The organism is Dolichospermum sp. FACHB-1091, from assembly GCF_014697585.1.
Lineage (GTDB): Bacteria > Cyanobacteriota > Cyanobacteriia > Cyanobacteriales > Nostocaceae > Dolichospermum.
Map to the genome: position 1 here is coordinate 87,721 of NZ_JACJSB010000008.1, position 12,329 is coordinate 100,049.

Consider the following 12,329-nt stretch of genomic DNA (forward strand, 5'->3'; position numbering starts at 1 on the left):
AAACTCCTACTGGAATACGCACAGGTAAAAGAATAAATCCTGGAAATCCTCAAATCCTGGACATCCTGATTCAGACAAAAAAGGATTAAAGGATAAACAGGATAAAGTATTTAATTAAATCCTGTAAATCCTCAAATCCTGTACATCCTGATTCAGACAAATTACACAGAACTTAATTGTTTTTCTGCCACTTTAGCCTCTGGACTGTCAGCTTCAGATGGTGGTACTAACTGCCAGAATTTGGGTAAATACTCCGGCCAATTAGCGATAATTTCTAAGGCTTTGGGTGAACCAGTTTTATCAGCGTGGGCTTTAATTAAATCATACAACTGTTTTTCACCCGCATCACTGGCAACCCGCTGGACCTTAACAATAGCATGATTCACAAAATCTGGGAAATTACCGACTTCATCCAGGAAATAAGCCAAACCACCAGTCATTCCTGCACCAACGTTCCGGCCTGCTTTACCCAGGACGACAATTACACCACCAGTCATGTACTCGCAGCAGTGATCACCAGCACCTTCAATCACGGCTGTACCCTTTGAGTTGCGTACAGCAAACCGTTCTCCAACCAAACCATTAGCAAATAATCTACCACCAGTAGCACCATAAAGGCAAGTATTGCCGACAATGACGTTTTCCGCTGGGTTGTAAGTCGCATTTGCTGGGGGTTTAATGATAATTTCCCCACCATTCATTCCCTTCCCTACATAGTCATTAGCTTCACCTTCTAAGCTTAAAATCACACCATCAAGATTAAAAGCACCGAAGCTTTGCCCGACACTGCCTTGAAACTTCAGGTTAATTTGCCCTTTAAAGCCGTTGTCACCATATTTTGAAGCAATCACCCCAGTTAATCGAGTCCCGACGGTTCTATCGGTATTAACAACGGCGTAGGTTTTACTAACTATCCCTTGCTCCTGGATTCCTTGACAAATATCCCCATCAGCTAGTAATTGATCATCTAATACAGGTCCATTACTATGAACTTTTTCATGTACTAACCAACTACGATTAGTTTTTGTATCTGGTAGCTTAGTTAAACAATCTAGGTTCAGATGGGTTTTATTGAGTTTCACATCAGAGCGTACTGTTAATAAGTCAGCGCGACCAATTATCTCTGATAAGGAACGATATCCCAATTTAGCTAACAGACTTCGCACTTCCTCCGCAACGAAATAGAAGAAGTTGACAACGTTTTCGGGAACTCCTGTAAACCGCTTCCGCAGTTCCTCCTTCTGAGAAGCTACACCCACAGGACAGTTGTTAGTGTGGCAAATTCGCGCCATAATGCAGCCTTCCGCAATCATAGCTATCGAACCGAAACCAAACTCCTCAGCGCCCATTAAAGCCCCAATCAATACATCCCAACCACTTTTTAAACCACCATCTACACGCAAGATGACGCGATCGCGTAACCTGTGTTCCATTAAGACTCGATGTACTTCCGTTAAACCCAATTCCCAAGGAGTACCAGCGTGTTTAATAGAAGAAAGGGGTGATGCACCGGTACCGCCATCATGGCCTGAAATTTGGATAATATCAGCATTAGCCTTAGCTACACCCGCAGCAATTGTGCCAATACCGATTTCTGCGACTAATTTTACTGAAACTTGGGCTTTAGGGTTAATTTGGTGCAAATCAAAAATCAACTGTGCTAAGTCTTCAATAGAGTAAATATCATGGTGGGGTGGTGGAGAAATCAAAGTTACACCGGGTTTAGAACGCCGTAACATGGCAATATAGGGACTAACCTTGGGTCCTGGTAACTGTCCACCTTCTCCTGGTTTTGCACCTTGAGCGATTTTAATTTCAATTTGTTTAGCTGTGGCTAAATATTGGGGTGTAACGCCAAACCGACCTGACGCAACTTGTCTAATGGCACTTGCAGCAGTATCACCATTTCTTAACCCATGCAAATGGGGGAAAGTAGGAGATTTACCAGCAGTATCAACATCATTTAAAGCGTTGTAACGAATCGGATCTTCTCCACCTTCACCAGAATTAGATTTACCACCAATGCGATTCATAGCGATCGCTAAAGTTTCATGTGCTTCTCGTGACAAAGCCCCTAAAGACATCCCCCCGGTACAAAAACGCCGCACAATATCATTAACGGACTCTACTTCTGACAAAGGAATTGGTGTCCGTTCACTGTGGAAATCCAATAAATCACGCAGTGCTGTCACAGGCCGATTTTGCAGATGCTGTTTATACAGTTGATAATGGTCATATTGTTTACCATTAACTGCCTTATGTAGAGCCTTAGCCAACTCTGGGTTATTACTGTGATATTCTCCACTGGGACGGTATTGAACAAAACCTAAATTTTCTAACTTATTCGCTGTCAATTCTGGGAAAGCCTTGCGGTGGAAAGATAACACTTCTTGAGCTAATTCACTCACACTTAAACCACCAATGCGGGAAGTTGTTCCCCGAAAACCCAATTCTAGTAAATCACGACCAATACCAATCGCTTCAAATATTTGTGCTGCTTGGTAGCTAGAAAGCAGAGAAATTCCCATTTTCGAGAGAATTTTCAACAAACCCGATTCTACAGCTTGGCGATAATTTTCTATAGCTTTTTCCCAGGTCAAAGTAGCAATTTTACCCCTAGTCATAAACTGCTGGGTTTTAGGATCATCCCACCAAGCGCTGACAGTATCCAAAGCCATATAGGGACAAATAGCACCCGCACCATAACCCAACAGACAAGCAAAATGATGGGTACTCCAACACTGGGCGGTATCCACAATTAAGGACGTTTTCATTCGCAACCCAGCGCGAATCAAATAATGGTGAACCGCACCAATGGCTAATAACGGGGGAATATAAGTATATTCTGCGGCAATATCCATACCAGTGCGATCGCTTAATATCAATATCTTCGCACCAGCCCGTACAGACTCCGCCGCTTGTTTTTGCAAAGATTCCACAGCAGACTGCAAACCATCTGGTCCTGTAGATATGGGAAATAAAGTTGACAACTCAGCTGTGGCAAATCCTGACAGTTTAATTGCTTCTAATTCTGCTTGAGTGAGTACAGGCGATTCTAATTTGAGCTTACGAGCGTACTCTGGCTTAGGTTCTAATAAATTTCCCCTTTCCCCCAGTTCCACCGTCAAGGACATGACCAACTTCTCCCGCAAAGGGTCAATAGCTGGATTAGTCACTTGGGCAAAACGTTGTTTAAAATAGTCATACAGTAAATGGGGTTTGTCCGAAAGCACAGCCAATGGAGTATCGTCACCCATACAGAAAGTGGCTTCCGCACCAGTGCTGGCCATGGGGTGAATTACCATTTCCACATCTTCTAGAGTGTAGCCAAAAGCGGTTTGCTGTTGTAATAGGACTTGTGTATCAATTTTCCTGCTAGTCTGCCCATTGCCATTAGTTAGGCTATGATGTCCATTACCATTACCATTTGACTCACCCTTAACTAAGCGATTCAATTCTAAGCGATATTTTTGCAACCATTCCCCGTAAGGATACTGTTTTGCAATACGTTGTTTAATCTCCCAATTTTTCAAGATTTCTTGGGTATTTAAATCTACCGCAATCATTTGTCCTGGTCCTAGTCTACCCTTTTCCAGAACATTTTCTTCTGGGAAATCTACAACTCCCGCTTCCGAAGCCACAACGATATAATCATCTTTGGTAATGACATAACGCGCAGGTCGTAAACCATTGCGGTCTAATGTCGCTCCTACCTTTTTCCCATCACTAAATACTAAAAGTGCTGGTCCATCCCATGCTTCTTGCAAACCGCTGTAATATTCATAAAAGTCTACAATCTCTGGATATTCCGCTAAAGCAGGTTGATTTTTGTAGGCTTCGGGAACCATCATCATTAACCCTTCTAAAGGGCTACGTCCCGAACGTACCAGTAACTCTAATACATTGTCTAAAGTAGCAGAATCACTATTATCAGTGTTTACCAGTGGCTTGAGTTCATCAAAACGATCTTCCCAAATTGGATGACTCAGAGTCGCTTCCCGTGCCATCATCCAATTAATATTCCCCAACAGGGTATTAATTTCTCCATTGTGACCTAATAACCGCATGGGTTGAGCTAAAGGCCATTTCGGCATGGTATTGGTACTAAAGCGGCGATGGTATACCGCAAATGATACTTTAAAAGCAGGATGCTTGAGATCCTCGTAAAAATCCCCCAATACAGCCGAACGTACCATGCCTTTATAAACAATGGTGCGACTAGAGAAAGAACATACATAGAAGTCCTCAGAAATTCTCCTTCCCGCTTGCATAATGCGTTTACTCGCAATATACAGTTCTCTTTCCAACTCATCACCGCTTTTATCAGCGCAAGAAATTATAACCTGTTCTATACGAGGTTGATTCTCTCTAGCTTGTACACCTAACACCTCTGAACGCACCGGAACTACTCGCCAGCCCAGTACAGTCAATTTTTCCTCTGCTGCTATTTGCTCAAATGCGTTCTTAGCAATTTGGGCGGCTTTTGAGTCTTGGGGTAAAAATATCATTCCCACAGCCTTATGACTCACATCAGCAAAGTCAATTCCGTGACTGTTATCTTGTGCCAATAATTCCCAAGGAATTGCTGTCAGTATTCCCGCACCGTCACCAGAATCTTGGTCAGCGCTACAACCTCCCCTATGTTCCAAGCAAGTTAAAGCAGTTAAAGCCTTGTCCAAAATTTCATGACTAGCTATATTCTGACGATGGGTAATAAACCCTACTCCACAAGCATCCCTTTCTTCTACTAACCACTTTTGTCCTAAATAAGTATCTTGACAATTGATATCTGACATTGTAGTTTGCTGACCCTGACTTGATTGATGACTCATACTTTATTCCTGAAATGTTGAGGTACAGACGTTGTTACTACTGCTATAGGGAAATTTTCTCATTTATTGGCACTCGATAAAAATACATAATTACCAAAATTTAGGGATAACAATTTTAGCCTTAGCTTGACATTTAGCCAAAGCTGTGTTACCAGTGCCTACTCTATTTTTTATTTGTTTATGCACTCTAAAAAAAATTACCCTAATCTAAAATTTTAGAGCTGTGGGAATTTTAGATTTAATCTCCAAGACTATGATGATAGTCTCCAAGCAGTGTGTATTATTTAAAGCAGTTATCGCTAGTATTTTTAGTGTGACAACTGTTTGCTACTCTTGATAAGAGACAAAAACCCAATATACATACTATCATGATTATTTCTAAAAAAGGTAATTATTTTTTTAATTTTCTGATAAATTTTCGTTAGGCTGGTTTTTGCATAATAACTTTATCAAAAAACACAATGATCTGGAAAATGCTCAATTCTCTGTCACCACTGCTGTCAGCGGGACTATGTTTAACTGCTAATTATGGCGTACTCGCCCAAAACGTTCCTAGTATACCAAATTCCGTTCCCAGTGCTGTTAGCGCTGGTAATCAAATTACTATAAATGGCCGAACCTTACCAGGAGCATGGTTACAACCCACAGGAAATCAAACTTATATCAGTGATGGCGCAGTTAAGCAATTGATGGGTATAGACTTACTCAGTAGTAACAATCATGGTAAACAGCCAATACAGTGGTTTTCTGGCTTAACCAATCCCATAACTCTTAATACTAAAATAAGCGGTGGGTATCGCTATTTAGATATAAGTAAATTAGCTCAAACAGCAAAATGGCAAATTAAAACTAATGGTAACACATTAGGAATTGCTACTCCTCCTTCTCAACTGAAAAATATTCGTCTTGGTAAACAACCAAAAGGGGATCGGATTGTACTAGACTTAGATAACCCAACTTTTTGGCAAATTAGACAAGAGTTACCAGTCAAAAAAGTAGTAGATCCTGATGAAATTATCCCCAAATCTACCACACCAGCCAACCGCGAATGGACTGTCACTTTAGATACTATTGCTGATGCGGCTTTACTCGCAGTTTATAACCCTAAACCACCCATAGCACAAAGCACAGAATCACCCATTCAAAAAATAGAAATTGTCAATAATCAAACAATTATCAATTTGAGTATTCCCTTCGGACAATCTGTACAAATTAGCACTCTCTCCCAACCAAATCGCCTAGTAATTGATATTCAACCTGATGCAATGGTCGAAAGAAATATTACCTGGGCGCAGGGGTTACAATGGCGACAGCGGCTAGTAACTTTAGGAACAGACCGCTTTCCTGTGGTTTGGTTAGATATTAATCCTCGCACAGTAGGATTAAGCATTAAACCTATATTAACTAACGTGCAAACATTAACTGGTACTGCCCCTTTAATCCAAACTGCTCAAAATTACTTAGCCGTAGCGGCAATAAATGGTGGTTATTTTAACCGCAATAATAAATTGCCATTGGGGGCAATTAGGCGAGATAATCAATGGATATCAGGACCAATTCTGAACCGGGGAGCAATAGCTTGGAATAATAAAGGACAATTCTATTTTGGTCGCCTCACCCTCACAGAAACCCTAACCAGCAACAATAATCAAAATTTACCTATTATTTTACTCAATACTGGCTATGTTCAAAATGGTATTTCCCGTTACACATCTTTATGGGGAGATACTTATACACCCTTAACTGAGAATGAAAATATAATTGTCGTGGAAAACAATCAAGTAACTAATCAATTACCAGGGGTGAAAACTGGTATAAATGCTATTCCTATTCCCAAAAATGGTTATCTCCTGATTTTTCGTAATCAGACACCACAATTACCCATTGGTACAAAAATTAACATTACCAACACCACCAGCACACCAGAATTTAGTCGTTATCCCCATATTATCGGTGCAGGACCCCTATTACTAGAAAATGGGCAAATAGTCCTCGACGGAGAAGCGGAGAAATTCGGTTCTGCTTTTATGAAAAGTCAAGCAGTTCGTAGCAGTATTTGTACCCTTAAAACAGGCAACTTAATCATTGCTGCCGTACATAATCGCGCTGGTGGTGGAGGTCCAACCTTAGAAGAACAAGCCAAACTAATGCAGACAATGGGTTGTATCAACGCTTTAAATTTAGACGGTGGTAGTTCTACCAGTCTTTATTTAGGTGGTCAATTGCTGGATCGTTCTCCTAATACAGCAGCCCGTGTTCACAACGGTATTGGAATTTTCCTAGAATCAAAGTCAGGACTTACCCAAAACACAAAAAAGAAGTAAGTAGGGCTTGCTGAAAAAGTTGTCTGTGAGGGGAGGGAACTCTTAACTGGGAACAGGGAACTCTTAACTGGGAACAGGGAACAGGGAACAGGGAACAGGGAACAGGGAACAGGGAACAGGGAACAGTTTTAACTGTCTGGATATCCTCAATTTTCCAAATCCGACAAAGAAAAATGCACCTATTTTAAGACACCATTAGCCAAAACCTGGCACTTTTTTGTGGTAAAAATCCGCGAAACCCTTTATTAATAAATGGTTTTAGGTTTATATGGCTAACGCCACGCTACGCTATCAGCAAGCCCTAAGTAGATGAACGGAAAATATCTTGAAACCTTCAAAGAAGTCGGCGATCTTATTCACATCTTATCCTAAGTCGTGTTTTTGATAAAGATTTTATGTAGACAATTAGTTTGAACATTCTCATTTTACCAGCTAGTGTTGACTTTTGCTATCTTAATCAAAGTGGCCGAATTTCGCCCCCTTTATCATCAACTGTTAAAGCTAAAAACGGGTTTATTATGTCTCCAAATGAGGTAATTATGGCTAAATTATCAGAAACTGTCCCCACGAATACACTGACTTTACAACCAACAATTAATTCTAGAGGCATTGCTGCGGGTGAATTACGTCCTTGGGGGTCTTTCACAGTCTTGGAAGAGGGTCGCGGATATAAAATTAAGCGTATTGAAGTCAAACCAGGTCATCGCCTGAGTTTACAAATGCACCACCACCGTAGTGAACACTGGATAGTTGTTTCAGGTACAGCCAAAGTAGTTTGTGGCGATCACGAGATATTATTAAGCAATAATCAATCAACCTATGTTCCCCAATGTACAACTCATCGCTTAGAAAATCCCGGCGTGATTCCCTTGATTTTGATTGAAGTCCAAAATGGCGAATATTTAGGAGAAGATGATATTATTCGCTATCAAGATGACTATGCACGTGAAAAATAGACAATAGATACAAGGGAATAGACAGGGGAGATTTTTTTCTTTTTGATCACTGACCAATAAAAAATTCCATGATCAATTTAAGTTCAGCAGCCATTAATGAAATCAGGCGCTTAAAATCCAAACAACCAGCAAATATTTTATTTCGTTTGCGGGTGAAATCTGGTGGCTGTGCTGACTGGTTTTACGATTTAGGTTTTGATACAACTGTACAAGCCACAGACCAGATGGTAGAGTTTGATGATATTCGTCTAGTCATAGACCCAGGAAGCCTAAATTACATTCATGGCTTGTCACTAGATTACGCAGAAGATTTGATGGGTGGTGGTTTTCGCTTTGATAACCCCCAAGCAACATCCAGATGTAGTTGTGGTAATTCTTTCTCTATTGGTTAGTTGTCAGTTGTCCGTTGTCAGTAGTTAAGAATTACCTGTTCCCTGTAACCTGTTCCCTGTAACCTGTTCCCTGTTCCCAGTTAAGAGTTCCCTGTTCCCAGTTAAGAGTTCCCTGTTCCCAGTTAAGAGTTCCCTGTTCCCAGTTAAGAGTTCCCTTCCAAAATAATTGACATAAAATCAGAAAAAATGATATAATCAGGATTTGTTAAAACTTAGATCATAAAGCAGCTTCACGCGCTGTAACTCATGCCAACAATACAGCAGCTAATCCGTAGTGAGCGCGAACTAGCGCGTCAGAAAACCAAGTCCCCTGCTCTGAAAGAATGTCCTCAACGTCGAGGCGTTTGCACCAGAGTATACACAACAACACCGAAAAAACCCAACTCAGCACTCCGCAAGGTAGCAAGGGTAAGGCTTACCTCTGGATTTGAAGTCACAGCTTACATCCCAGGTATCGGTCATAACTTACAAGAACACTCCGTAGTTATGATTCGCGGTGGTCGGGTGAAAGACTTGCCCGGAGTTAGATACCATATTATCCGTGGTACATTAGATACAGCCGGAGTTAAAGACAGGAAACAAGGCCGTTCCAAATATGGAACTAAACGCCAGAAAGCAGGGAAAAAATAGGTAAGCGGCGGTTAATCGCGTCAAATACGGTTAATCGTCCTCACCAAAACTCTGTATCTGGCATAAACAGCAAGTTGCATGAGCTTCTGATAATAATCCTGTAAAAGATAACAGCACTTTCATCTAAATTTAAAAGTAGATTAAGTCGTCGTCTTCTGTGTCTGGTGACAGACAATAAAGTGAATTAATTCAGTCTCTTGACAACTGATAGAGCCATAAGCAAAAAATCAGGAAAATGAAGCGGCTGATAAAACCGCTTTTAGTCCCCTGTGTTCTGATAACATATAATTTCGTTGCCAAATTCCCTATTCAAGGATGAAGTATGTCTCGTCGTGGTGTTAGTCAAAGGCGGCCAGTGCCGCCGGACTCAGTGTACAATAGTCGCCTAATCAGTATGATGATGCGACGACTAATGCGTCATGGCAAAAAATCAATTGCCGCAAGAATAGTTTATGACGCTTTGAAAACTATTGAAGAACGCACTGGTGGAAGTCCCTTAGAAACTTTTGAAAAAGCAGTGCGTAACGCTACACCGTTAGTAGAAGTAAAAGCTCGCCGAGTCGGTGGAGCAACCTACCAAGTACCAATGGAAGTGCGTACAGATAGGGGTACTACCCTAGCATTACGTTGGTTAGTACAGTATTCTCGTCAACGTCCAGGGAGAACTATGGCCGGAAGACTGGCGAATGAGTTAATGGACGCGGCGAATGAAACGGGAAGTGCTATTCGTAAGCGGGAAGAAACGCATCGCATGGCAGAAGCAAACAAAGCATTTGCACACTATCGTTACTAAACTAAGTAAAAAAGCGATATATCGTCCTTTACTGTTCGGTAATTCATATACAATGTGAATTATCTGATAGCGGGGCGTGGCAAGTCCATAGTCTTTAATCAAACTATTACTGGCGCGAAAACCAAGCAATTATAGTGATAGTTTTTTCAGAGCAAAAAAGTGATATTGCGTTTGGCTAAAGCGTGAAAGCTTACTGAGGGATAACCGCTCCCATGCTCCCATTGAAGTAAGAAGTAAATGTCTAGCTTGGTCTAGGATTTATATAGCAGCAGTAATATACAAGATATCATGGCGACAACGATAGGAGGTAATGGTGGCACGCACAAACCCGCTAGAGAGAGTACGCAATATCGGTATTGCGGCGCATATAGATGCGGGAAAAACAACGACGACAGAGAGAATATTATTTTACTCTGGGATCATTCACAAAATTGGCGAAGTTCACGAAGGAACAGCCGTTACAGACTGGATGGAGCAGGAGCGGGAGCGGGGAATCACCATCACTGCGGCTGCAATTAGTACCAGTTGGAAAGATCATCAAATTAACATTATTGATACTCCGGGTCACGTGGACTTCACCATTGAAGTTGAACGTTCCATGCGAGTATTAGATGGTGTAATCGCTGTGTTTTGTTCCGTAGGTGGTGTACAACCACAGTCAGAAACAGTATGGCGACAAGCAGACCGCTATAAAGTACCTCGCATTGCCTTTATTAACAAGATGGATCGCACCGGTGCGAACTTCTATAGAGTGCATGATCAGATGCGCGATCGCTTACGGGCTAATGCGATCGCCATTCAACTACCCATCGGTAGTGAAACTGAATTTAAGGGGATTATAGACTTAGTGCGGATGTGTGCATATATGTACACAAATGACCAAGGAACTGATATCCAAGAAACAGAAATTCCAGCCGACCTACAAGAAAAAGCCACAGAGTATCGCAAACAATTGGTAGAAGCAGTAGCAGAAACCGAAGATGCTTTGATGACCAAGTATTTTGATGGCGAAGAACTGACAGAAGCAGAAATCCGTACTGCTCTACGTAAAGGGACAATTGCTGGGACAATCGTACCAGTGCTGTGCGGTTCAGCCTTTAAGAATAAAGGTGTGCAGTTGATGTTGGATGCAGTGATAGATTACCTGCCAGCGCCAACAGAAGTACCACCAATTCAAGGCACACTGCTCAACGGTGATCCCGTAGAACGTCATGCTGATGATAACGAACCATTATCAGCTTTGGCATTTAAGATTATGGCTGATCCTTATGGTCGCCTGACCTTCGTTCGTGTTTATTCTGGTGTGTTGAAGAAAGGTAGTTATATTCTCAACGCCAGTAAGAACAAAAAAGAGCGGATTTCTCGATTAGTGCTGATGAAAGCAGATGATCGGCAAGACGTGGATGAACTACGGGCTGGTGATTTAGGTGCTGCACTAGGATTAAAAGATACTTTGACAGGTGATACCCTTTGTGATGAAGGCTCACCAGTAATTCTGGAATCCTTATTTATTCCTGAGCCAGTGATCTCGGTAGCGGTTGAACCCAAAACCAAGAACGACATGGACAAGCTTTCCAAAGCACTACAATCCCTGTCAGAAGAAGATCCCACCTTCCGTGTTCGTGTTGACCCTGAAACTAACCAAACTGTAATTGCGGGAATGGGAGAATTGCACCTAGAAATTCTCGTAGACCGGATGTTACGGGAATTTAAAGTAGAGGCAAACGTTGGTGCGCCCCAAGTGGCTTACCGCGAAACCATCCGCAAATCCGTCGAAAAAGTTGATGGTAAATTCATCCGTCAGAGTGGTGGTAAGGGTCAGTATGGTCACGTGGTGATCAACTTAGAACCAGGCGAACCAGGCACAGGTTTTGTATTTGTCTCTAAAATTGTCGGTGGGATTGTACCCAAAGAGTACATAGGACCTGCTGAACAGGGAATGAAAGAATGTTGTGAATCCGGTATTTTAGCTGGATATCCACTCATTGATGTCAAAGCGACATTAATACATGGTTCTTACCATGACGTAGACTCTTCAGAAATGGCTTTCAAAATTGCCGGTTCTATGGCAATCAAGGAAGCGGCTGCAAAAGCTTCTCCTGTCATCTTAGAGCCGATGATGAAAGTTGAAGTTGAAGTACCTGAAGACTTTATGGGAACTGTCATCGGTGACTTAATCTCCCGCAGAGGACAGATTGAAAGCCAAAGCACTGAAAATGGGGTTGCGAAGGTAGTATCGAAAGTTCCACTAGCAACCATGTTTGGTTACGCTACTGATATCCGGTCAAAAACCCAAGGTCGGGGCATCTTTACGATGGAGTTTAGTCACTACGAAGAAGTACCTCGGAGCGTGGCTGAAACTATCATTGCCAAAAGTAAAGGGAACGCTTAATTAAAAAAGG

General features: G+C 41.8%; 7 protein-coding genes. 6 read left to right on the forward strand and 1 reads right to left on the reverse strand.

Features of this window, described 5'->3' with window-relative positions; translation table 11 throughout:
- Positions 1-161: 161 nt before the first annotated feature.
- A complete protein-coding gene (locus tag H6G25_RS07205) occupies positions 162-4,832 on the reverse strand; it encodes a glutamate synthase-related protein (RefSeq protein ID WP_190391888.1) in 4,671 nt (1,556 codons plus the stop codon).
- 473 nt (positions 4,833-5,305) lie between these two features.
- Here H6G25_RS07205 and H6G25_RS07210 point away from each other — a divergent pair, with 473 nt between their 5' ends.
- The 6 genes from H6G25_RS07210 (at position 5,306) to fusA (ending at position 12,319) form a co-directional block, all read left to right on the forward strand.
- Positions 5,306-7,156, forward strand: a complete 1,851-nt coding sequence (locus H6G25_RS07210) for a phosphodiester glycosidase family protein (protein WP_347239150.1) — start codon at positions 5,306-5,308, stop codon at positions 7,154-7,156.
- 539 nt (positions 7,157-7,695) lie between these two features.
- On the forward strand, positions 7,696-8,112 hold the full coding sequence (locus tag H6G25_RS07215; RefSeq protein WP_028085102.1) for a cupin domain-containing protein: 417 nt from the start codon (positions 7,696-7,698) through the stop codon (positions 8,110-8,112).
- Positions 8,113-8,180: 68 nt separating this feature from the next.
- The gene (locus H6G25_RS07220; protein WP_190391890.1) at positions 8,181-8,504 is read left to right on the forward strand and encodes an iron-sulfur cluster assembly accessory protein; all 324 of its coding nucleotides are present in this window, start codon (positions 8,181-8,183) and stop codon (positions 8,502-8,504) included.
- Positions 8,505-8,750: 246 nt separating this feature from the next.
- Positions 8,751-9,134: a 30S ribosomal protein S12 gene (rpsL, locus tag H6G25_RS07225; protein WP_028085100.1), complete on the forward strand. Its 384-nt coding sequence runs from the start codon at positions 8,751-8,753 to the stop codon at positions 9,132-9,134.
- A gap of 322 nt (positions 9,135-9,456) precedes the next feature.
- On the forward strand, positions 9,457-9,927 hold the full coding sequence (gene rpsG, locus H6G25_RS07230; RefSeq protein ID WP_137907282.1) for a 30S ribosomal protein S7: 471 nt from the start codon (positions 9,457-9,459) through the stop codon (positions 9,925-9,927).
- A gap of 313 nt (positions 9,928-10,240) precedes the next feature.
- Entirely contained in the window at positions 10,241-12,319 is a 2,079-nt protein-coding gene (fusA, locus tag H6G25_RS07235) for an elongation factor G (protein WP_137907297.1), read from the forward strand.
- The last annotated feature ends 10 nt before the right edge of the window (positions 12,320-12,329 follow it).

Coding starts and splice junctions, on each gene's coding strand:
- H6G25_RS07210 (WP_347239150.1), top strand. CDS start 5,306: ATGCTCAATTCTCTGTCACCACTGCTGTCAGCGGGACTATGTTTAACT.
- H6G25_RS07220 (WP_190391890.1), top strand. CDS start 8,181: ATGATCAATTTAAGTTCAGCAGCCATTAATGAAATCAGGCGCTTAAAA.
- rpsL (WP_028085100.1), top strand. CDS start 8,751: ATGCCAACAATACAGCAGCTAATCCGTAGTGAGCGCGAACTAGCGCGT.
- H6G25_RS07215 (WP_028085102.1), top strand. CDS start 7,696: ATGGCTAAATTATCAGAAACTGTCCCCACGAATACACTGACTTTACAA.
- H6G25_RS07205 (WP_190391888.1), bottom strand. CDS start 4,832: ATGAGTCATCAATCAAGTCAGGGTCAGCAAACTACAATGTCAGATATC.
- rpsG (WP_137907282.1), top strand. CDS start 9,457: ATGTCTCGTCGTGGTGTTAGTCAAAGGCGGCCAGTGCCGCCGGACTCA.